Below are 20,361 nucleotides of genomic sequence, written 5' to 3' on the forward strand. Positions count from 1 at the left end.
GGCTTTTTAACTTCTTTTGCTCCTCAAAGCAACCCTCCGTTTGGGTCTGCAAAGGTAGTAAACCTTTTTACTTTTCCAAAACTTATTTTTTCTTTTTTTTATCTCTCGATCTCTAAAGAATCTCCTCCGTTTTGTTCGCCTACCCCTCTCTCTTTTCTCCCTCTGTGGCGGGGTGCAAAGATGCGAATTTCAATCTGATTTACCAAGTGAAAAATTCACTTTTTTAATCTTTTTTTATTCGCTAACTTTTCAAAAAACAACACCCTTTTTACTGAGCGGCCACAAATGTACACAGAAAACCCCTTACCAACCAAGAGAAATTTTCAAATAATTAAAACAATTCTACAAGTAGCTGTAAACTAACGTTAAATTCACCCCGGCAGCGCCGCAATATCTTATAAACAATAGCATATACCGAATTTGTATATTTACAAAGTATATGAATGAGCAACAGTTCCCCGATAATTTCCTGCAAACCTTAAGCGCAGAAAATGGATTTGACGAAGAAAATTTTATCAAGGCACATCAAATTACTGATGCGCCTACCTCTATAAGGCTTAATCCTTTCAAACATCTATCATTAAAAACAGATGAACAGGTGGCCTGGTGCAGCGATGGATTTTATTTAAACACCCGCCCATCCTTCACTTTCGACCCGCTTTTTCATGCCGGGTGCTATTATGTACAGGAGGCATCGTCGATGTTTGTTGACCATATATTAAAACACATCCGCCCTAATATAGATGACACCATAAAAGTACTTGACCTTTGCGCTGCTCCGGGTGGCAAAAGCACACTCCTTAACTCGGCCATTAATGCCGACGATTTGTTAGTTGCCAACGAAATTATTAAAACACGTGTACCTGTATTAACGGATAACCTTAGCCGTTGGGGCCAGACAAACGTAATAGTGAGCAATAACGATCCGAAAGACATTGGCCGGCTAAAAAGCTTTTTCGATATTATCCTGGTTGATGCACCATGTTCGGGCTCGGGCATGTTTCGTAAAGATCCGCAGGCTATGAACGAGTGGTCGGAAGCCAATGTGCAATTGTGCCACCAGCGGCAGGAACGGATCCTGGCCGATATACTCCCGGCGCTAAAGGAAGACGGATACCTTATATATAGTACCTGCTCCTACTCGCACCAGGAAAACGAAGATATACTGGATTGGCTTTGCCTTGAATTTGATTTGGAAAGCATCCGTATACCTATATATATGGAGTGGGGTATTGTAGAAACGCAATCACCCGATAAAAAGGCCTGGGGATATCGCTTTTATCCGGGCAAGGTTAAGGGTGAGGGGCTATTTGCATCGTGCCTTAAAAAGAAAACCAACACCGGCGAACTGGGCACCTTTAAAAACAACATGCATCAAAAAATAAGCAGTAAAGAAATTGACCAGGTGAAAGCATACGTTAACAAACCGGACGACTACTATTATTTTAAAGTGAACGAAGATTGGCTGGCGATTAACCGCGCGCATAAAGAAAGTTTGAATATTTTACAGCGTCACCTTTACCTCAAAAAATCGGGTGTGAGGGTTGGTAAGTTAATGGGGAAAGATTTAATACCCGACCATGAGCTGGCTTTAAGTACTATTATTAATAAAGACGCGGTTTTACAAACGGAACTTACCTACGACCAGGCTATTCAGTATCTGCGCCGAGACAACATCGACCTAAACCCTACCGAAAAGGGATGGAGCCTGATGAACTACGAGGGACAAGCCTTAGGATGGGCTAAGCTATTGCCCAATAGGATCAATAATTATTATCCTAAAGAGATCAGGATATTTTCGAGCCCAAGCCCCCCAACCCCCTGAAGGGGGAGCTTTTTGATTGGGCTGGTGTGCGGGTCGCTTACAATTTTATATGGTATGCTTTTAAACAAGCATTTACATTTGGATAAACCTTTGCATCTTCTATAGCAACATCTACAGCGCACTTGCTTTTATCCAGCGCCTTGCCATTTTTGTCAACTACAATATCCTGCTGTTTTAGCAATTTGAACGAAGGGGCGAAGTACTTTTTTATGGTTTCATAAACTACAGAATCGTTGGTAAGGCAACCGTTAAAAGCATTTGCTTTTCGCTCAAAAAGAAAAGTATTTCCATCGCCGTAAAAATAATGGGTATGCGATACATCCCAATCGCCACTTTCGCTAACGGGCGAAGCATCTATCATGATAATTTTTCCATTATCATCTTTTAAAACATTATATGAATACTCAACCTCGTCCGGCCATTTTTCATTTTCAATTTTCAGCAGCACATCTTTGCCTGGCACTTTGGCAAACACCAGCATATTATTTTTGTGTTGAAGTGAATATGCTTCAATGTTGTCTCTTTTGCGTTTCAATGCAGATACGGAGGACACACTTTTCGGAGTTTTAACGGTAGATGAGTGTTTGGGATTACCGCACGAGACTATCATCGCAACGAACATAATCAGAGACAAGGCACAATACTTCACAACTCAATATAAAGAAAAAAAACGCAAAGAAACAATAATAAAAGTCTGAAAAAAGTAAGCGGAAGTTAGCTCTAATAAATAGCGGCTCGCGCCAGCCATCTACACAATTGGAGTTAAAGCGCTATCGGCTTATAACTTAAACATTTCTCAACAACATCTTCAACTGAGGGATTGTAGCCCGCAATATTGTCGCGTCGTGCATCGTAGTTTTCCGGATAGAAAAACAGGTTTGCTCCTGCAGGGTAGGGTACATTTTTATTGAACAAATCATACCAATCGTTCAGCTCATGTTCGCTGCCTTGGCCATTGCTGATTTTATACCCAAGTATAATAAGCTCGTCTTTGCTCATTGGTAAATCAAATAACTTTAACTACGCTCGCATCCGTTACATTTAGTATTTCATGCTTCCAGGTATTTCTGTTATTAACCACAAATTTTTCCTGGGTGCCATCGTGTTTAAAAACAACCAAGCCATTGGGTATCAGTCCCAGGGTATTATAAAAATCTACTCCGGCAATATCACCAATTGATATTTCGAGTTCATGATTTTGAATGTTTAAACTGTGGGATTTAAACAACAGCTTATCGCCAAACAAATACAATTTACCGCCCACAGCTTCCCTGTTTAAAAAATGATTGGCAGCACCGCTCATCAAAATGGCATTATCATCACTCACTTTAACTTCAGTTTGTTGTTTAATCCACTTTGACCTGGCGAAAAGATACATGGTCAAGCCAAAAACACTACCGGCAATCGGCGCACTTATAAGCGCCATTTTGTATCCGTCCTGGTATGCCCAAAACAACCCCATAAATACTGCGAAAGAAAAGCCGGAAAGAATGGCCGACCTTATTTGCGCGCCGCGTTCTGATTTTTGCATCTTAATATTGCCCTATGGATAATAACACCAGAGTACATGCATACTCCGTTTCAATTCCTTTTTCGTTGGCCATGCGCCTGAGTTCAGAATTTTCGGTACCGGGATTAAATATAATACGTTTGGGGTGTGTATTCAAAATATAATCGTACAGTGGTGGCTGGTTTTGAGGGCCAACATACAAAGTAACGGTATCTATATCTTTATGAATAGCTTCGGGCTTCTCGATAGGCACACCGGCAACCTCGCCTGTTTTTATGCCTACATTAACTATGCTATGCCCATGACCAACCAACCTGTTGGCTGCGAGATTTGCGTACCGGCCGGTATCGGGCGTTGCTCCTAATATAAGTGTCTTTTTATCAGCCATTGATTATCCTGTTTAATAACGCAATTTGGCCGGAGTGGTAAATATGATGCTGAATAAGTCCGTTAATCAGTTCTTCATAGCTCACACCTGTTCCCATCTCGCGGTTCCGTTCGTCTTTTATTGGCTCATCCCATTGTTCCTGCGGGAAGTTCTGGATAACGCCAATCAAATTTACGTTCACCAGCTTTAAATCATCAACATAGTTTTGCCATTTTTGTTCGTCGGGTGCGCCGGTTTCGGGCCAGTCGCCACTGGTGGGGATGCCGGCGGTAAGGCCATTCATCCTGTCCATCACCTCTTCTGTCCAGGCTATCATGTGTAAAACAATTTCGGCTATGCTATGGACAGGCCCGGGCGGCTTTTCATAGGCAGCCTCAAAGCTGATACTTTCTACTATATCATAAACAGGCGAACCGTACCAGGCATCGCCCGATAGTATCTTCTGCAATTCGGTACTCAGTTTTTCAGAAATTGTCATGCTAATATTTTTAAAGCGGCCAGCGCGCAGTTAACACCATCAATAGCAGCAGAAATAATGCCACCGGCATAACCGGCCCCTTCGCCACATGGAAATAATCCTTTAACTTGGGGATGCTGCAAAGTTTCTTTATCCCTGGGAATTTTTACCGGCGATGATGTGCGCGACTCTACCCCCACCAAAATCGCCTCGTTGGTATAATAGCCCTTCATCTTCCGGCCGAAAGCAGGCAATGCCTTCTGCAGGCGCTTGTGAATCCAATCGGGTAACACCTCCTTCAGTTCGGTACTCTTTGTGCCCGGCAGGTAGGAGTTTACGGGCAGGTCATTTGACAAACGTCCTTCCACAAAATCAACCATACGCTGGCCCGGTGCAACCAGGCTGCCGCCGCCGGCTTTAAAAGCGGCGCGCTCCACTTCATGCTGAAAGTTGAGCATCTTGAATGGATCGCCGTCATCGCCGGCCACATCTTCCATATTAATTTGTACTACCGTGCCTGAATTGGCAAATGGGTTATTCCGTTTTGACGGGCTCCAGCCGTTTACCACAATTTCATTTTCGGCGGTTGCACAGGGAGCAATAATACCGCCTGGGCACATGCAGAAGGAGAATACGCCCCTATCCTCCACCTGCTCAACCAAATTATAATAGGATGGCGGCAAATCCGGACCACGGTTTTCGCAATGGTACTGGGCGCGGTCAATTATTTCCTGCGGATGCTCTATGCGTACACCCAAAGCAAACGGCTTTGCCTCTATCAGTACATTTTGATGATGCAGCATTTCAAACACATCCCTTGCCGAGTGGCCCGTTGCCAGGATTACGGCATCGGCGGTCATTTTTTCGCCGCTGGCCAGTTTTACGCCTTTTATTTTGCCAAACTCAACCAGTAAGGCTGTCACTTTAGTATCAAACAAAAACTCGCCGCCTGCATTCAATATCGTTTCGCGCATAGCGGTAATAATCTGGGGCAGCTTATTGGTACCAATATGCGGGCGGGCATCTATTAATATATCTTCATCTGCCCCATGGGCAACAAACATTTTAAGCACCTGGTTTACATCGCCGCGCTTTGTAGATCGGGTGTACAACTTACCATCAGAGTAGGTACCGGCCCCACCCTCGCCAAAGCAATAATTTGATTCGGGGTTAACCAGGCCCTGCTTGTTAATATTAGCCAAATCGCGCCTGCGTTGTTTAACATCTTTGCCCCGCTCCAGTATCACGGGTTTTAATCCCAGCTCAATGCATTGCAATGCAGCAAAAATACCTGCCGGGCCTGCACCTACTATTATAACGGGACGGCCAAACTGCACATCGGGATAATTTACAGTAAAAATTTCGGGATTGTAGGGCTCATCAATAAACACCTGCACCATCATGCGGTAAACAACTTTACGACCACGGGCATCTATAGATCGTTTTAACACTTTTACGGCCGATAATTTCTGCGGCTGTATATTTAAAACTGCTGCCGCAAGGCGTTTAATTACTGCCTCATCTTCATGCTGCCCGGGAGGGCATACTATTTCAATTTCCTTTGTCATATAGTCGCCGGGTTTTTATCCCGGATTAGGGCAAAGGTAAGAAGCCCCCGCTAAATAGCAAAGCTTTCATGAGTGCCTTAAAACAATAAAACGCGAATAATCTCCCCCCTGAAGGGAAGATTTCTTATAAGCGGTAGAATAATTTAAAAACATATTAAACCATCGTTCCCCCTTCAGGGGGTTAGGCGGCTTTGTGTTCGCCTGTGCGCATCAACCGTCCGCTAACGAACAGTTTTAAAATAGCTTAAATTTATAACCATCTAAAAATCAATTAATTACAAAATGGCACTTGGATTGGCATAGGCTTCACAAATAAATACACAATACAATGACTACTGCCGACGAACGTTTACAGACAATTTGGGAAGGATGCTTACGCAACGAACGTAAAAGCCAGGAACAATTTTACAAACTATTTGCATCGCGGATGCTGGCTGTTTGTATGCGCTATGCTACCGATAAAGACGAAGCTCAGGATATACTGCAAGAAGGTTTTATAAAAATATTCAGGAACATGCAAAACTACCGTGGCGATGGCAGCCTGGAAGGTTGGGTGCGCCGTATTATGGTGCACGCGGCTATTTCGCGCTACCGCAAGTTACGCCCGGTTGTATTGGTTGAGGATTTTGCTGCCGATAGTGATATGCCTATCAGCAAAGCATATAACGATAATGAACTTGAAGCAAAAGATTTGATGAAACTGATTCAAAAACTCCCTAAAACTTATCGCTCGGTATTTAATATGTACGCCATTGAAGGATACTCGCACCAGGAAATTGGCACATCGTTAGGGATGAGTGAATTGCTGTCGCGTACAACTTTACACCGTGCACGCACTGCCTTAAAAGAAATGATTAGTAAACTAACTACCCGCGAGGAGCATTGCTACGCGTAAAGCCTACCGCCTCACCCTGCCCTCTCCAAAGGAGAGGGTTCTGATTAGCAGGGTGGCTAATCAGGCAAAGTAAAATTTAATTCCCTGTACCCCATTCTGAGTTACCATAACCATCGCGGGCTTTCCAGTTGTATTTAATATCTAAAGCTTTCCAGGTTTCGGCTTTCCGGGTGGCTATCATCACAATCTTCTCGGCTGCCAGGGCATCGTCATTGGTAATGGTGTCTATAGCGGTTATTTCATAGTCGCCCGAATCCAGTTTTCTTGAAGTGATATTCAATCGCGGCCTCGCATCGGTTTCACTGTAATACTGCCGGTACTGGTAATAAGCTTTAATCAGTTCGTCGGATGTTTTAATATCCTTTCGTTTCGCTATCGTATCATTAAACTTATCCGGCGGAATCTGCTTAAAAGATTCAGCGCATGAACCAAAGAGTATCAGCATGCATAAAACACCTAAAGTTACTCTCCAATTCATACGCCGAAACCGTTAAAAAGTATCATTTTCAAATCTTCAAATACTCAAATTTTCAAATTCGCTTCATCTGCACATCTGAAATTTAGAATCTGCACATCTGTGTTTTCATTTTCAAATCTTCAAATACTCAAATTTTCAAATTAATCTATCATCTATTTATGTTTGCTGCTCATATAGTAAGTGATCTCGCCGCCATTCATGATATCGGCATGGCTAATGAATAAACCATCCAGGGGTTTACCATTAAGCGTTATCTTTTGTACATACACGTTTTTGGCACCCTGGTTTTTTACGTTGATGGTGAATTTTTTGTCGTTATCCAGGTTGATAACACCACCATTCACGGCCGGACTGCCTATGGAATACTGCTCAGATCCAGGCGCTACCGGGTAAAAGCCCAGCGTGCTGAAAATATACCATGCGCTCATTTGTCCGGTATCATCGTTACCGCCCAAACCATCCGGGGTTGGTTTGTACATACGCGGCAATATCATCCGGATGCGTTCCTGTGTTTTCCAGGGTTTATCTGTCCAATTGTATAAATAAGCTACGTGGTGCGATGGTTCGTTGCCATGTACATAGTTACCAATGATGCCATCGCGGGTTATATCTTCCGTTTCGGCAAAGTATTTATCGGGCAGGTTCATGGTAAACAGCGAATCGAGGTAGCCAACAAAACGTTTGTTGCCGCCCATCAGCTCAATCAGGCTTTTAGGATCCTGTGGCGCAAACAGGGTATAGTTCCAGCTATTGCCCTCAATAAAGCCTTCATTGATGGTGCTCAGCGGGTCAAACTTTTGGCGGAAGCTGCCATTGGCCAACCTGGGGCGCATAAAGCCTGCGGCCTTATCGTATACATTTTTATAATTTTCTGATCGTTTGATAAATTCATTATAAACATCCATCCGGTTTAGCTTTTTAGCCATTTGGGCAATGGCCCAGTCGTCAAAAGCATACTCCAGGGTTGATGATACGGATACGCCGCTTTTTTCATCGGGGATGTAACCTTTATCCATGTAGTCGCCTATACCCTCATAATCGCGGTGCTTTGCGGTGGCTACGCAGGCATCCAGCGCTTTGTTGGCATCAAAGTTCACATTGCCCTTTACAACGGCGTCGGCCAGTACGGCTACACTGTGGTACCCGCTCATACACCAATTCTCGTTACCTGAGTTTGACCAGATGGGCAGCATATGTTCCGGACTTTGATCAAAATGGGCCAGCATGCTTTGTACCATATCCGCATTCCTTTTGGGTTCAATAATATTGAACAGCGGGTGCAGTGCCCGGTAGGTATCCCAAAGCGAAAAAGTGGTATAATTGGTAAACCCTTCCGCCTTGTGTACATTTTGATCAAGGCCTTTATATTGCCCGTCGGCATCCATATATACCGTGGGGTTAATCATGGCATGGTACATGGCGGTATAAAAGTTCTCTTTTATTTCCTTATTACCGGCTATCTCTATTTTATGCAGTTCGGTTTCCCATAATTGCTGGCCGTCGGCTTTTACTTTTTCAAAGTCCCAGCCAGGTATTTCGGTTTGCATATTATTTAAGGCACCGGCCATACTCACCGGTGATAGTGCAAACTTGATTTTTATTTTTTCGCCCTCTTCGGTTTTAAAATCAAAGTAAGCCCTTATTTGCTTGCCGGCAATTTCCGGGAAGTTTTTCACCCTGTTAAATTTGCCCCAAAAGCCGCCATACACTTCGCGCTGATCGTACTTTTTGTAGCCATGCTGAAAAAATGCTTTTGAAAAACTCATGGCAAAATATAACGAGCGGGTGCGTGCCCAGCCGTTGGTTTGGCGGAAACCAACAACGGTGCTATCATTAACAACCCTTAAATAAGTCCATACGTTTTTATCCGGGTAGTTGTAAATACCGGCCATCAGATCTAATATAATATGCGATTGATCGGATTTAGGGAAGGTGTACTGGTGAAAACCAACACGCGCGCTGGTGGTCATCTCGGCCAAAATATTGCTTTCGTCCAGTTTTACTTTGTAGTAGTTAGCCTGGCTCACTTCGTTCTGGTGCGAAAATGCCGAGCGGTAACCGCTGCCTGGTTTATCGGCTGTGCCGGGGTTTAGTTTTAAAGCACCAACGGTAGGCATTATTAAAAAGTCGCCAAGGTCTGAGTGGCCGGTACCGCTAAAGTGGGTATGACTAAAGCCAACTATGGTTTTATCATCGTACTGGTAGCCGGCGCAGTATTTATATACATCGGGGTTGTATTTGCCGTTCAATTCGTAGCCCGCCGTATCGGTTTCGGGGCTTAGTTGTACCATTCCAAAAGGAACTGTAGCGCCCGGGTATACGTGCCCCATACGCTGGGTACCTATTATGGGATTTACATATTGTACTAAATTTTCGGCAACGTTGGTTTGTGCGGCTGCACCAAGCGAAATACATGTAAAAAAAAGGCAGAGTGTTTTCTTCATTTTGTGGGTCAGTGTCAACAGGTAAATAGTATATTAAGCTTCAAATATAGGCTATAACAGTTAAATGTTTCGCTTACGGTAATAAAAACTGTACCTTGACATAATGTCACTAAACCATACCAGTTGTAACAACGGTATGCGTTTTGTAATCTAAATCAAAAACATACCTGTAAAACAACTTCAACCTATGAAAAAGTTACTTTCAGTAATATTAATTGCAGTAGCGGCCATGAACTTAAGCTCATGTAGCTATAACAGTATGGTTAAGCTCGACGAAACCGTTAAAGCTAAATGGGGTGCCGTACAAAGCGATTACCAGCGCCGCAGCGATCTGATACCCAATCTTGTAAATACCGTTAAAGGCGCCGCTAACTTTGAAAAAAGCACATTAACCGCCGTAATAGAAGCCCGCGCAAAAGCAACATCGGTGCAGGTTGATCCTACAAAACTTACGCCCGAATCTATCAAAGCGTTCCAGTCATCGCAGGGCGAATTAAGCTCGGCCATTGGCAGGTTGCTGGTTGTAACAGAAAAGTACCCGGATTTAAAGGCGAACGAAAACTTTCGCGACCTATCTGTTCAGCTGGAAGGAACCGAAAACAGGATCAACGTATCCCGTAAGGATTTTAACGACGCTGTAATGGAATATAATTCCAAAATCCGCTCGTTCCCGGCTAATATCACTGCAAAAATGTTTGGCTTCTCCGAAAAAGGATATTTCACCGCCGAACCCGGAAGCGAGAAAGCACCGAAGGTGGAATTTTAATTAGTGAATTATTGAATGACTGAATTATTGATTTGATCTTCAAAATTTCAAATCAACAATTCATTTTTCCAACAAAAAAGAATTCAATAAATCGATAATTCAATAATTAAACCCATGGCGGTATTTAACGAAGAAGAACAGCAACGCATCCGTAAGGCTATTGAGCAGGCCGAGGGCCGCAGCAGTGGCGAGATACGGGTTTGTATCGAAAAAAAATGTAGCGAGGATGTGCTTGACCGGGCGGCTAAATATTTTTTTCAGCTTAATATGCACAAAACAGCCCTCAGGCATGGGGTGTTGATATATGTAGCCACTGTTGACCGGAAGTTTGCCATTATTGGCGACGCCGGGATTAACCAGGTTGTGCCTGCCGATTTTTGGGATACAACCAAAGAGGATATGCTGCAGCATTTTAAATACGGCGATATTGTTGAAGGTATTGTAACCGGCCTGCAAATTGCGGGCGAACAACTGCAAAAATACTTCCCCCACCATGCCGGCGATGTTAACGAACTACCCGATGATATCGCCTTTATGGATGGCGAATAACCTATAAACATGATGTTTAAAAAACTCACTATATTTTTTAGCCTGCTGCTTTGCTCCGCGACGGCGTTTGCACAGGATTTTCCGGAACGGTCGGCCACGCTGGTTACCGATTATACCAATACTCTATCGGCCGATGATAAGCAAAAGCTGGAAAGTAAACTGGTTGCTTTTAACGATTCTACATCAACCCAGGTAGCTGTGGTGATCATGAAATCAACCGGCAGTTATGATATTAACGATTATGGCCAGCAACTGCTGCGCAAGTGGGGTATTGGCCAAAAAGAAAAGAACAATGGCATACTGGTAATTGTTGCTATAAACGACCGTAAAATGGCTATCCAAACAGGCTATGGCGCCGAAGGACCATTGCCCGATGTGCTCACCCAGCGCATTATACAGGACGACATGAAACCCCGCTTTAAAGCGGGCGACTATTATGGCGGACTGGATGCTGCAACCACCGATATTATAAAAGCCACCAAAGGCGAATTTAAAGCCGAACCACAGGAAAACGACCAAAGCAGCGGCGGAGATGGCGCGGGTATCATCATTCTGATTGTGATAGTAGTTGTTATATTAATTATCATATTTCGTAACCGTGGCGGTGGTGGCGGCCGGCAAATTATCGGCCGCAGGGGTGGCGCAAGCCCCTTCTGGTGGTTTTTAGCCGGCAGCATGCTTGGCGGCAGCGGCCGCAGCAGTGGGTCTGACTGGGGCGGTTTCTCCGGAGGAAGCGGAGGAAGCGGAGGCGGCGGTGGTGGTGGTGGCTTTGGCGGTTTCGGCGGCGGCAGTGGCGGCGGAGGCGGATCAAGCGGCAGCTGGTAGGTTTTAATTATTGAGTTAGTGAATTAGTGATTTGAGCTGCACGCTAATTAGTAAATTAGCTGCTATTTACTACTACCTTACCTTATGTTAACAAATGTATAAAGACTATATTTTAAGGGAACTCGAAAAAATAACGGTCATGATGGCCCGCCTGGTAGGCTTTAAGGAGCAGTTAAAGCCAGATGAATTTATAAAACTTGCAGATACCATGCTGCAAAACGAGTTTAATATTAAGTTTGAGGCGCTATTAAAACTCTCTATCGATGATTTTGAGGCTTTTTTGATAAAAGGGAATTACAAAGCGGATAAACTTGACGCTTTGGCTCAGCTCCTATACATGCATGCCGAGCCATTTAGTCCATCACCTGAAACTTTGGCTTCGTTACAAAAAATATTATTGATTTTTGAATGGCTGGAGAAAAAGCATCGTAGCTCGTCGTTCGAAAACATTAACAAACAAAATACCATCTATCAATTTCTACAAACAAACTATGAGTAAGGATTTAACCTGGAAACTATTATCATCTACTTACATACATAAAGGCCCCTGGGCTACACTGCGCGTTGATCGCTGTGAGATGCCCGATAAACGAATTGTTGAAGACTACTATGTTTTAGAATACCCAAGCTGGGTTAACGCTGTAGCCGTAACCGAAGACAATAAAATATTAATGGTAACGCAATACCGCCATGCAGCCGATATTATTTCGCTCGAAATTCCGGGAGGCGTGGTTGACCCAGGGGAAGAACCCATTCATGCCATCCGCCGCGAACTGCTGGAAGAAACAGGGTACCAGTTTGATGAATTTGAACTGATTTGCACCGTATACGGCAACCCATCAACCGCCAATAACCAAACCTTTACCTATTTTACCAAAGGTGGCAAAAAAGTACAGGGCCAGGAGTTGGATGATCATGAAGAGCTTATTGTGGAAGAGTATACTATCGAAGAGATAAAACAATTGCTGCTTGATAATAAAATAAAACAAGCCATGCATTGCTCTGGCTTGTTTTATGGGATGTTAAAACTGGGGGCGCTGTAGTTAATCAAGGCATTAATTATAGTTAAAGATCAAACGACCTTTCCAAAGTAAGGAATCGAATTTCTTCCTTTATACCGTCAACATCTCTGTTAACAGGCAGGTAGTGCATACTTATTTGCCTGTTAATGTTGACTCGGAAGTTAATCTCTTTACTACCGTTAGCCATTTCGAAGGTTTCGCCATCAATCCATTTACACGTCTTTAGTAACAGGCTATAGAATAGCCAGCCCGGTATGGTTTTAAACAATGGAATTTCATTGATAACAATATCATTTTTATTTAGGAAAATGATATTTACTGAAGTATAGTCAATAAGAAAATCTGCTTTTACTGTGGCTTTAATACTTCGGTTTCTGTTTTGTTTTGGCCCTCCGAATAAAATGTGGGTCAAAACAAAATCATCAACCAGTATTTTTTTGTATCCAATCTTTAACTGTTCTACATCTAAGTTGAGGTGTTGGTAAACAAGCATTAAGCATTTATAAGCTCTATCAGCTAATAATGCAGTCTTTCCATGCAAATCAGCCGTATCGAATAAATCAAATGGAAATGTTTCCACGATCGTTAAAATGCTATCGAGTCCCCCTATTAGCAATGCATCATCATGGTCGGCGAAGTCAATATTTACTTTTCTTATTCCCTTTACGATAATCGGTGGCAATTTAAAAGTAAACAGATCAGCTACCAGGCTGGAACATCGTACAAAATCTATCGGCTCCGCAGCCGATCTGCGGTTAATTTGCACCCATAATCTCTTCTCTCTCATCTATTCTTTATGAAGATCATTCCGGGCAATTACCTTTACGGCGAGTATCAACAACATAAATAATTTTCCAGCCCGCCGCAGTGCGCATCAGCTGGAAAACATCAACTCCGCAATGGCTAAAGGTTTTGCCCAGGTAAAATTTATAGGGTGTCCAAACGCTGGCCAGGTCGCCATCTATTTTTATGTCGTTAAAGGTTATCTGCTCGTCCCACATTTCTTTGTGCGGCGTGCCTACGGCTTTTATGAAATCATTGGGGTTTTCCATTTCCAGCGCAACCGTGCCATCCTTTTTATTGGCTACACCTTCAAAAACAATGTTTTTATGAAAAGCCGACCGCAGCATGGTGCTATCGCCTTTGCGCATAGCGTCAAACATGGTGTTAATGGTTTGCTTTACAGCCTCCTTATCGGCTTGTTGTGCAAAGGTTTTAAAGGAGGCAAAAAGGATGATGCTCAGAAAGAATATCTTTTTCATGTGATGGAATTTGATGACAATTTAGGTAAATTTGTATATGCAGCCAATTGATTATAAAGAATATCTTGAATTTAACCCCGAAATAAGGTTTGGCAAACCAGTTATTAAGGGTACGCGGATTTCTGTATATGATGTTTTGCAATGGCTGGCATCTGGCTTGAGTTATGAGGAAATTCTAAGCGATTTCCCACAACTAACATCCGAAGCCATATTTGCATGCCTTGCTTATGCAGCTAACAAAGAGCGAATAATTAAAGTGGCATGATACGGCTCATCGCTGACGAAAATATTTCATGGCGCTTAAAAAACGCCTGTCAGATTGGGAGATCCTGCCTACAAATGAAATTCAGGCAAACGATCGTTTAAGCGATTTTATGATCTGGCAATTCGCCAAAACAAACAACTACACAATTTTAACTTTTGATGAGGATTTTTGCGAACTACAAAATCTTTACTCTCACCCTCCTAAAGTAATTTGGTTGCGCACCGGCAACTTTGGCACTCAAAAGATTGCTGAATTATTAATTCTTCTAAAGAAAGACATCAACCAATTTTTATCTAACGATGATTTGGGTATCTATGAAGTATATCTATACTAAATGTTATAGCGTTAGAATTCCCTTTGACAGCCTCATTCTTCCTTCAGAATTTTCGAAATTTTATTCCCCCCACCCCATTACAAATTATACTGCAGTATAAACTTGGTAAGCTCCACTGGGTTTTTCAGGTTTAGCTTTTGCATAATGTTTTTGCGGTGGGTTTCAACCGTATAAATGCTCAGGTGCAGGTGGTTGGCCATTTGCTGGTTGGTATAGTCCTGCTTAATAAACTGTAGTAGTTCGGTTTCTCGTTTTGTAAGCTGGAATTGCTTTAAAAAGGGATCGCTGTCATCAAATGTTGAGTTAACAACCGGCGGCTTGTACGGAAAGCATTGCTGCCCCTGGGCTACCAGGCGCATTACCCTCAATAGCTCATCCCTTTCGGCATTTTTAAACAGGTAACCGTCGGCGCCGGTGGCTTTTGCTTTTTCAATCAGGTGCTCCTCGTTATAGGTAGATAGCATCACCACCTTAATTTTTGGATAGTAGGCTTTTATCCGCTTAAGCACTTCAAAGCCATTAATGCCCGGCATATTAATATCAAGCAGCACAAGTGTGGGCGTATGGGTATGTAACAACCCCAACACCTCTTTGCCGTTGGCTGCTATATTCATAATCTCGATATCCGGCTCATTTTGCAATAACATGCTAAGCCCGTTTATAAATAATGTATGATCATCTGCTATGATCACTGATAGTTTTTCAGTTGTCATTTCCATCGTACTAATTACTTGTAAACCTATGCTTTATTACCGTTTTAAAAAATACAAACAGCTTTGTATTGTGTGCCTTGCGGCCGTCCCATAAAATTGTATCGTTAAAAACAACCAAAAAAAGCCGCAAAAAGCAACGCTACTGAAACCGGCAAAGGGCTGTAATAACGGTACAATATACATAAACAGCTAACACATTTTAAACCCCATAACCATGGAATATCTCCTTGTAACAATAGCCATCATGCTGATATGCATCACGGCGCTTGCACGGCCAAATAAAAACACTTATTAAACTCAATACCTATGAAAAACTTTATCTCCACTCTTTTAACAATGCTTTTTTACGTCGCTGCCTATGCCCAGCAAAGCAATACCGAAAGCCCGGTAACCAGCAGCAATGCCGCACAGTTTGTTTCGCCAATATCCGTACAGGTACTTGTTGGCAGCCAGGGCATAGGCGCAGATGTAAAATATGGTTTTTTACCCAAACTATCTGGCCGGCTTGGATTTGGCATCATCCCCGTAAACAAAAATAAAGATTTCCATTTTTTTGGTTTCGCGGTACAGGGCCAGTTTTCAACCAGTTTCTCCAATGTTCATTTACTGGCCGATTATTCACCCTTTAATACCAACAGCATTCGCCTGGTTGGCGGCGCCTCGTACATTACACAAGGCAAGGCAACAGCCCTTATTTCGCCCATGGGCGGGTATAACATCGGGAGCCAGTCGCTCACCAAAGATCAGATAGGGGTGCTGCAGGCCGATGTAACGTGGAAGGGTGTTGCGCCTTACCTGGGCATCGCCCTTTTTAAAGGGTTCCCGGGCCAGCTTTTAAATGTAAACGTTGATGTTGGCACCTATTACTTATCCAGCCCAGGCACCTCGTTTACAGGCACAAAACTACTATCAGATAACGATGCCAATAACGTACAGTTCAATAAAAATATGCAGGGCTACCGTTGGATGCCTGTTGTTCAGCTCAATTTTAATTTACGAATCAGATAAAATATCACCATGAAAAACACCTTCAAACTACACTCACAAATTGGCCCGGCAAAACAGGGCGGCGCATTTATTAATGTTTTTTTAATGATAGCGTGCCTGGTATTGGTACTAACCTTAAATAGTTGCAAAAAACCTAATGAGGGCATAGCGCTCACCATTAACGAAACCACGCTTACTAAAGCGCCCGTATTATTGCGTTTTGCCAATGCCAACGCAACTTCAAGCAATCAGCCCGGCGATTTTGACGTTAAAATAACCGGCAAGGATGCCGCGCTGGTGCAAATGGACGGAGGCTCAACCAGCGATTTCAAGGCTTCGCATGGTTTTTTACCCTTATCGCTTACTGCCAATGCAGCGCCCTCGGCTTCGTCGCCGGTAACATTCAATGTATCTGCCGATATTCCGGGCTATGCGCCCATCACCCAAACCATTACCATTACAACAGATAGCGCAAAAATTGTTGATGTTGGCGTGGTTGAATATGCCAACCCGCCCGCGGGCACATCTGTTTTGGCAACTACCACACCTTTAGCAAACGGTGTATCTGCCGGTACAACCCTTAGCCTGCCGCAACGGTCGGGCATGGTTGAAACCGCACAGATCAAAATTTTACCCGGCACACAAATGCTTGATGCAGATGGCTCGGCTATAAACGCATCTGCGCTAACATCCAATATTGTTGATTTCAGCGCCGTGTCTACCACTTCGTACGGGGCTTTCCCGGGAGGTTTCAGCCCTACCAACGTTATAGATAAGGCCGGCAACCAGGTTAATGGCGGTAATGCCATCAACTTTGTATCTGCCGGTTTGCTATCCATTAAAATGTCGGCTGCCGGTACACAGGTAAGGCATTTTTCGCAACCCATACAGGTGAGCATGAAGCTGAATCCTAATACCACAAACTTTATTACCGGCAACAATATTAAAGCCGGCGACACCGTACCGCTATGGAGCCTTACCGAAGAAACCGGGCAATGGAAAAGCGAGGGCGATGTAACCATAGCCAATGATGGCAGCGGCAACCTTACCGCTAATTTTGAAACATCGCACCTGTGCTGCTTCAACCTTGATTGGAGTTGGGCGGTGGCCGGACACCCATACGGCACCTGTTTTACGCCGCTAACCGTGCGCATTCATTGCGGCGCAGGCAACAGTGGTGTTTATGATGTAACCATAGTTACACCCAACAACCAATACCTGGCCGGCGCCCATGGCGAATTTGTACATGATGGAGATGTAGTAGTATTTCCGTATGTGCCCAGCATTGCGCAATGTAAGGTTGTTATCAGCAGCTTTAACTTATACCTTAACCCGCGGCTACCTATACTTGCCGAAACCGGCTTGTTTAATCCATGCAGCCAGGGTTCTGTCGATTTAAATTTTGGCAGCCCGGCTACGCCTTCGCTCATCAATGTTACACTTAATATGCAGGGCTTTTGCAGCAATAAAAACATCAACCTGCTGCCTTCGGGATGGTTTTTTCTTTACGACATTGGCGCTGCGCAGCTTAATCAAAACGCGTGGACTTACGCCTACGTAAGCCGTGGCGTTATCCAGTATGCTTTTGGCACCGGCATTACAGGCAGCAGGGGCAAATACAGCATTAAATTATTCAATGGCGATCAATATTACATGTATGCTTATAACAGCTACATGTGGTACCAAACCTCGGTGTTTACCATGGCGCCGCGAAACTTTACTTTACCATCAGCAAGCGGTATAAATGGTTCGGCTATTTATGATGCCGGCAGCAATACCTTAAACATCACCGCTAAATTTAGCGTGCGCTGTCATTAAAAGAAATTGGCCGTTAGGTTAATAATTAGGGGAGAAGCCCCGTCAATAGAAATATTGCGGGGCTTTATTGTTTTTAAGAATGTCGGGGCTATATATCAACAGACGCTTTAACAAGCCCAGCCAATGATTAAGATTGGGTTGTTTTACGAAGAGCTTTTTTGCTTTTCGAAGATTCGTCATCTTTTACGTTCTATTTATTACCCCGTATGCGTGTCGTTATACCTCCGAGAACCTCAATGATTACAACTACTGATTGCCGGTTGCCGGCCTCAAAAATACTCCCATCTTAAAATGGCCGAACAAAATGACAGCGGACTCCCAATATGGTCTTTTGGAAAACACATGATGCTATTTGGAATTATACCCTCAACCACCAATGAGCAATGGCCATCATTTAAAATGTTTACTCATTGCATTTGTAGGTTAACGGATTCTTCACTCCGTTCAGAACGACAACGAGGTTATTCCAACATGTCACAGATAGCGTCATTGCGGCCGCAATTGATTGATTATCACCCCAAACAAAAACAACGCAGCGTTCTTAAAAAAACCCACGTGTAACTTACTAAACAAATTAGCAATTTGGATTTTTTATATGCACATTTGTGTAAACAATTCAATTGAACACTGCACATTTGAAATTTAAAATCTGCACATCTGAATCTCCATGGCCAAAACTAAAATTGCCTATTTCTGCCAAAGCTGCGGCTTCGAATCGCCCAAGTGGTTGGGTAAATGCCCATCGTGCCAGCAATGGAATACTTTTGTAGAAGAAATTATAGAAAAGGGCAACACCAGCAATGCCGTACCCACCTGGAAGGTAACATCCAATACCCAGCAACGCGCCAACAAGCCGGTTCAGGTAGCCGATATTACCTTTAACGAAGAGGACAGGGTACTTACCCCCGATAAAGAATTTAACCGCGTTTTGGGCGGAGGGATAGTGGCAGGTTCGCTGGTGCTTATTGGTGGTGAGCCGGGTATAGGTAAATCAACCCTGATGCTGCAGCTGGCACTAAATATGCCAAATTTAAAGGTACTGTATGTATCGGGCGAAGAAAGTGAAAGGCAGATTAAAATGAGGGCGGAAAGATTGACAGCCCCCGATGGGGGAAATTCTAAAGCCCAATCTCTAAATTCTAAAAATCAAACCCCAAATTCCACTGCCGGAATAGGAGGAGCGTGCTATGTGCTTTGTGAAACATCTACTCAAAACATATTTAAGCAAATAGAGGCGCTGGAGCCCGATTTGGTCGTGATAGATTCTATCCAGACCCTGCACTCATCGCACATCGAATCCACGCCGGGGAGTGTATCGCAGGTAAGGGAGTGTACCGCCGAAATGCTGCGCTTTGCCAAAGAAACCTCGACCCCGGTATTCCTGATAGGACATATTACAAAAGATGGTGCAATTGCCGGCCCCAAAATACTGGAACACATGGTTGATACCGTGTTGCAGTTTGAAGGCGACAGGCACCATGTTTACCGCATCCTGCGCACGATAAAAAACCGTTTTGGCTCGGCATCTGAACTGGGTATTTACGAGATGATGGGCGAAGGGCTGAGGGAAGTATCTAACCCATCCGAAATACTGCTATCGCACCGCGACGAACCGCTGAGCGGCATCACCATATCGGCAACTCTGGAGGGCATGAGGCCTATGCTGATAGAAACCCAGGCGTTGGTAAGCGCATCGGCTTACGGTACCCCCCAGCGTACAGCTACGGGCTTTGATACCAAACGGATGAGTATGCTACTGGCTGTTCTGGAAAAACGTTGCGGTTTCAGGCTGGCAGCTAAAGATGTATTCCTGAATATTACGGGCGGCATCAGGGTAGAAGACCCGGCTATCGACCTGGGCCTGGCCGCGGCCATCATATCGTCGCATGAAGATATGCCTATCCCCTTCAAAACCTGTTTTGCAGGCGAAATTGGCCTATCGGGCGAGATAAGGGCCGTTAACCGTGTGGAACAGCGCATTGCCGAAGCACAAAAACTGGGCTTTAACCAGATCTTTATCTCCAAGTACAACCTTCCATCCGGCGGACAGGATAAAAAGCGCATGGACCTATCCCGCTACGATATCGATATTAAAATAGTAAGCAGCATCGAAGAGGTATTTGGGCAATTATTTGGATAAAGGTGAAAGGTGAAAGGTGAAAGGTGAAAGGTGAAAGGTGAAAGGTGAAAGGTGAAAGGTGAAAGGTGAAAGGTGAAAGGTGAAAGGTGAAAGGTGAAAGGTGAAAGGTGAAAGG

23 protein-coding genes are annotated in these 20,361 nt (G+C 43.8%); 12 read left to right on the plus strand and 11 right to left on the minus strand.

Annotation, left to right across the window (positions count from 1 at the left end; all coding sequences use genetic code 11):
* Positions 1-439: 439 nt before the first annotated feature.
* A complete protein-coding gene (locus AC1DU2_RS30055; RefSeq protein ID WP_477389225.1) occupies positions 440-1,825 on the plus strand; it encodes a methyltransferase RsmF C-terminal domain-like protein in 1,386 nt (461 codons plus the stop codon).
* Positions 1,826-1,862: 37 nt separating this feature from the next.
* Here AC1DU2_RS30055 and AC1DU2_RS30060 read toward each other — a convergent pair whose 3' ends face one another.
* From AC1DU2_RS30060 to AC1DU2_RS30085, 6 genes are all read right to left on the minus strand, one after another.
* The gene (locus tag AC1DU2_RS30060; protein WP_477389227.1) at positions 1,863-2,378 is read right to left on the minus strand and encodes a hypothetical protein; all 516 of its coding nucleotides are present in this window, start codon (positions 2,376-2,378) and stop codon (positions 1,863-1,865) included.
* A 209-nt stretch (positions 2,379-2,587) separates the two neighbouring features.
* Positions 2,588-2,824: a hypothetical protein gene (locus AC1DU2_RS30065; protein ID WP_477366643.1), complete on the minus strand. Its 237-nt coding sequence runs from the start codon at positions 2,822-2,824 to the stop codon at positions 2,588-2,590.
* Between the two features lie 7 nt (positions 2,825-2,831).
* Positions 2,832-3,356, minus strand: a complete 525-nt coding sequence (locus AC1DU2_RS30070; protein WP_477389229.1) for a hypothetical protein — start codon at positions 3,354-3,356, stop codon at positions 2,832-2,834.
* 1 nt (position 3,357) lies between these two features.
* A complete protein-coding gene (locus AC1DU2_RS30075; RefSeq protein ID WP_477389231.1) occupies positions 3,358-3,723 on the minus strand; it encodes a CoA-binding protein in 366 nt (121 codons plus the stop codon).
* Positions 3,716-4,201: a DinB family protein gene (locus AC1DU2_RS30080; RefSeq protein ID WP_477389233.1), complete on the minus strand. Its 486-nt coding sequence runs from the start codon at positions 4,199-4,201 to the stop codon at positions 3,716-3,718. Before AC1DU2_RS30080 ends, AC1DU2_RS30075 begins: the two co-directional genes overlap by 8 nt.
* Positions 4,198-5,748: an NAD(P)/FAD-dependent oxidoreductase gene (locus AC1DU2_RS30085; RefSeq protein WP_477389235.1), complete on the minus strand. Its 1,551-nt coding sequence runs from the start codon at positions 5,746-5,748 to the stop codon at positions 4,198-4,200. Before AC1DU2_RS30085 ends, AC1DU2_RS30080 begins: the two co-directional genes overlap by 4 nt.
* 328 nt (positions 5,749-6,076) lie before the next feature.
* Here AC1DU2_RS30085 and AC1DU2_RS30090 point away from each other — a divergent pair, with 328 nt between their 5' ends.
* Positions 6,077-6,643, plus strand: a complete 567-nt coding sequence (locus AC1DU2_RS30090) for an RNA polymerase sigma factor (protein WP_147055065.1) — start codon at positions 6,077-6,079, stop codon at positions 6,641-6,643.
* A gap of 76 nt (positions 6,644-6,719) precedes the next feature.
* Here the strand turns inward: AC1DU2_RS30090 and AC1DU2_RS30095 are convergent, their stop codons facing one another.
* Positions 6,720-7,121: a hypothetical protein gene (locus AC1DU2_RS30095; RefSeq protein ID WP_477389237.1), complete on the minus strand. Its 402-nt coding sequence runs from the start codon at positions 7,119-7,121 to the stop codon at positions 6,720-6,722.
* A 152-nt stretch (positions 7,122-7,273) separates the two neighbouring features.
* The gene (locus AC1DU2_RS30100) at positions 7,274-9,565 is read right to left on the minus strand and encodes a GH92 family glycosyl hydrolase (protein ID WP_477389239.1); all 2,292 of its coding nucleotides are present in this window, start codon (positions 9,563-9,565) and stop codon (positions 7,274-7,276) included.
* 187 nt (positions 9,566-9,752) lie between these two features.
* Between AC1DU2_RS30100 and AC1DU2_RS30105 the strand changes: the two genes are divergently transcribed.
* The 5 genes from AC1DU2_RS30105 (at position 9,753) to AC1DU2_RS30125 (ending at position 12,748) form a co-directional block, all read left to right on the plus strand.
* Complete coding sequence (locus AC1DU2_RS30105) at positions 9,753-10,331, plus strand: LemA family protein (RefSeq protein ID WP_477366621.1); 579 nt, start codon at positions 9,753-9,755, stop codon at positions 10,329-10,331.
* Between the two features lie 114 nt (positions 10,332-10,445).
* A complete protein-coding gene (locus tag AC1DU2_RS30110; RefSeq protein WP_477389241.1) occupies positions 10,446-10,880 on the plus strand; it encodes a TPM domain-containing protein in 435 nt (144 codons plus the stop codon).
* A gap of 9 nt (positions 10,881-10,889) precedes the next feature.
* Positions 10,890-11,705, plus strand: coding sequence for a TPM domain-containing protein (locus AC1DU2_RS30115; RefSeq protein ID WP_477389243.1), 816 nt, complete (start codon positions 10,890-10,892; stop codon positions 11,703-11,705).
* A 94-nt stretch (positions 11,706-11,799) separates the two neighbouring features.
* A complete protein-coding gene (locus AC1DU2_RS30120; protein ID WP_477389245.1) occupies positions 11,800-12,204 on the plus strand; it encodes a hypothetical protein in 405 nt (134 codons plus the stop codon).
* Positions 12,197-12,748: an NUDIX hydrolase gene (locus AC1DU2_RS30125; protein ID WP_477389247.1), complete on the plus strand. Its 552-nt coding sequence runs from the start codon at positions 12,197-12,199 to the stop codon at positions 12,746-12,748. The genes AC1DU2_RS30120 and AC1DU2_RS30125 overlap by 8 nt, the downstream gene beginning before the upstream one ends.
* A 22-nt stretch (positions 12,749-12,770) precedes the next feature.
* Here AC1DU2_RS30125 and AC1DU2_RS30130 read toward each other — a convergent pair whose 3' ends face one another.
* Both AC1DU2_RS30130 and AC1DU2_RS30135 read right to left on the minus strand, forming a co-directional pair.
* Positions 12,771-13,514 (minus strand): hypothetical protein, encoded by a 744-nt coding sequence (locus tag AC1DU2_RS30130; RefSeq protein WP_477389249.1) that lies wholly within the window; start codon positions 13,512-13,514, stop codon positions 12,771-12,773.
* Between the two features lie 16 nt (positions 13,515-13,530).
* Positions 13,531-13,989: a nuclear transport factor 2 family protein gene (locus AC1DU2_RS30135; RefSeq protein WP_477389251.1), complete on the minus strand. Its 459-nt coding sequence runs from the start codon at positions 13,987-13,989 to the stop codon at positions 13,531-13,533.
* Positions 13,990-14,026: 37 nt separating this feature from the next.
* On the opposite strand from AC1DU2_RS30135, the gene AC1DU2_RS30140 reads away from it, so the two are divergent.
* Together AC1DU2_RS30140 and AC1DU2_RS30145 are read left to right on the plus strand one after the other, a co-directional pair.
* Positions 14,027-14,254 carry a DUF433 domain-containing protein gene (locus AC1DU2_RS30140; RefSeq protein WP_147055044.1) on the plus strand — a complete coding sequence of 76 codons (228 nt, stop codon included), beginning with the start codon at positions 14,027-14,029 and terminating at the stop codon, positions 14,252-14,254.
* A gap of 28 nt (positions 14,255-14,282) precedes the next feature.
* Complete coding sequence (locus tag AC1DU2_RS30145) at positions 14,283-14,588, plus strand: DUF5615 family PIN-like protein (protein ID WP_477389253.1); 306 nt, start codon at positions 14,283-14,285, stop codon at positions 14,586-14,588.
* A gap of 77 nt (positions 14,589-14,665) precedes the next feature.
* Here AC1DU2_RS30145 and AC1DU2_RS30150 read toward each other — a convergent pair whose 3' ends face one another.
* Positions 14,666-15,307 carry a response regulator gene (locus tag AC1DU2_RS30150; protein WP_477366596.1) on the minus strand — a complete coding sequence of 214 codons (642 nt, stop codon included), beginning with the start codon at positions 15,305-15,307 and terminating at the stop codon, positions 14,666-14,668.
* Between the two features lie 300 nt (positions 15,308-15,607).
* On the opposite strand from AC1DU2_RS30150, the gene AC1DU2_RS30155 reads away from it, so the two are divergent.
* The 3 genes from AC1DU2_RS30155 (at position 15,608) to radA (ending at position 20,246) form a co-directional block, all read left to right on the plus strand.
* On the plus strand, positions 15,608-16,309 hold the full coding sequence (locus AC1DU2_RS30155; RefSeq protein WP_477366593.1) for a hypothetical protein: 702 nt from the start codon (positions 15,608-15,610) through the stop codon (positions 16,307-16,309).
* Between the two features lie 9 nt (positions 16,310-16,318).
* On the plus strand, positions 16,319-18,106 hold the full coding sequence (locus tag AC1DU2_RS30160; protein ID WP_477366590.1) for a hypothetical protein: 1,788 nt from the start codon (positions 16,319-16,321) through the stop codon (positions 18,104-18,106).
* Between the two features lie 667 nt (positions 18,107-18,773).
* Positions 18,774-20,246: a DNA repair protein RadA gene (gene radA, locus AC1DU2_RS30165; protein WP_477366586.1), complete on the plus strand. Its 1,473-nt coding sequence runs from the start codon at positions 18,774-18,776 to the stop codon at positions 20,244-20,246.
* Positions 20,247-20,361 lie beyond the last annotated feature (115 nt).

The organism is Mucilaginibacter sp. P4_C11, from assembly GCF_056402115.1.

What these genes read in the sequence shown, in the direction of transcription:
- AC1DU2_RS30055 (WP_477389225.1), top strand. Translation starts at nt 440, where the DNA reads ATGAATGAGCAACAGTTCCCCGATAATTTCCTGCAAACCTTAAGCGCA.
- AC1DU2_RS30065 (WP_477366643.1), bottom strand. Translation starts at nt 2,824, where the DNA reads ATGAGCAAAGACGAGCTTATTATACTTGGGTATAAAATCAGCAATGGC.
- AC1DU2_RS30070 (WP_477389229.1), bottom strand. Translation starts at nt 3,356, where the DNA reads ATGCAAAAATCAGAACGCGGCGCGCAAATAAGGTCGGCCATTCTTTCC.
- AC1DU2_RS30075 (WP_477389231.1), bottom strand. Translation starts at nt 3,723, where the DNA reads ATGGCTGATAAAAAGACACTTATATTAGGAGCAACGCCCGATACCGGC.
- AC1DU2_RS30080 (WP_477389233.1), bottom strand. Translation starts at nt 4,201, where the DNA reads ATGACAATTTCTGAAAAACTGAGTACCGAATTGCAGAAGATACTATCG.
- AC1DU2_RS30085 (WP_477389235.1), bottom strand. Translation starts at nt 5,748, where the DNA reads ATGACAAAGGAAATTGAAATAGTATGCCCTCCCGGGCAGCATGAAGAT.
- AC1DU2_RS30090 (WP_147055065.1), top strand. Translation starts at nt 6,077, where the DNA reads ATGACTACTGCCGACGAACGTTTACAGACAATTTGGGAAGGATGCTTA.
- AC1DU2_RS30095 (WP_477389237.1), bottom strand. Translation starts at nt 7,121, where the DNA reads ATGAATTGGAGAGTAACTTTAGGTGTTTTATGCATGCTGATACTCTTT.
- AC1DU2_RS30100 (WP_477389239.1), bottom strand. Translation starts at nt 9,565, where the DNA reads ATGAAGAAAACACTCTGCCTTTTTTTTACATGTATTTCGCTTGGTGCA.
- AC1DU2_RS30105 (WP_477366621.1), top strand. Translation starts at nt 9,753, where the DNA reads ATGAAAAAGTTACTTTCAGTAATATTAATTGCAGTAGCGGCCATGAAC.
- AC1DU2_RS30110 (WP_477389241.1), top strand. Translation starts at nt 10,446, where the DNA reads ATGGCGGTATTTAACGAAGAAGAACAGCAACGCATCCGTAAGGCTATT.
- AC1DU2_RS30115 (WP_477389243.1), top strand. Translation starts at nt 10,890, where the DNA reads ATGATGTTTAAAAAACTCACTATATTTTTTAGCCTGCTGCTTTGCTCC.
- AC1DU2_RS30120 (WP_477389245.1), top strand. Translation starts at nt 11,800, where the DNA reads ATGTATAAAGACTATATTTTAAGGGAACTCGAAAAAATAACGGTCATG.
- AC1DU2_RS30125 (WP_477389247.1), top strand. Translation starts at nt 12,197, where the DNA reads ATGAGTAAGGATTTAACCTGGAAACTATTATCATCTACTTACATACAT.
- AC1DU2_RS30130 (WP_477389249.1), bottom strand. Translation starts at nt 13,514, where the DNA reads ATGAGAGAGAAGAGATTATGGGTGCAAATTAACCGCAGATCGGCTGCG.
- AC1DU2_RS30135 (WP_477389251.1), bottom strand. Translation starts at nt 13,989, where the DNA reads ATGAAAAAGATATTCTTTCTGAGCATCATCCTTTTTGCCTCCTTTAAA.
- AC1DU2_RS30140 (WP_147055044.1), top strand. Translation starts at nt 14,027, where the DNA reads ATGCAGCCAATTGATTATAAAGAATATCTTGAATTTAACCCCGAAATA.
- AC1DU2_RS30145 (WP_477389253.1), top strand. Translation starts at nt 14,283, where the DNA reads ATGGCGCTTAAAAAACGCCTGTCAGATTGGGAGATCCTGCCTACAAAT.
- AC1DU2_RS30150 (WP_477366596.1), bottom strand. Translation starts at nt 15,307, where the DNA reads ATGGAAATGACAACTGAAAAACTATCAGTGATCATAGCAGATGATCAT.
- AC1DU2_RS30155 (WP_477366593.1), top strand. Translation starts at nt 15,608, where the DNA reads ATGAAAAACTTTATCTCCACTCTTTTAACAATGCTTTTTTACGTCGCT.
- AC1DU2_RS30160 (WP_477366590.1), top strand. Translation starts at nt 16,319, where the DNA reads ATGAAAAACACCTTCAAACTACACTCACAAATTGGCCCGGCAAAACAG.
- radA (WP_477366586.1), top strand. Translation starts at nt 18,774, where the DNA reads ATGGCCAAAACTAAAATTGCCTATTTCTGCCAAAGCTGCGGCTTCGAA.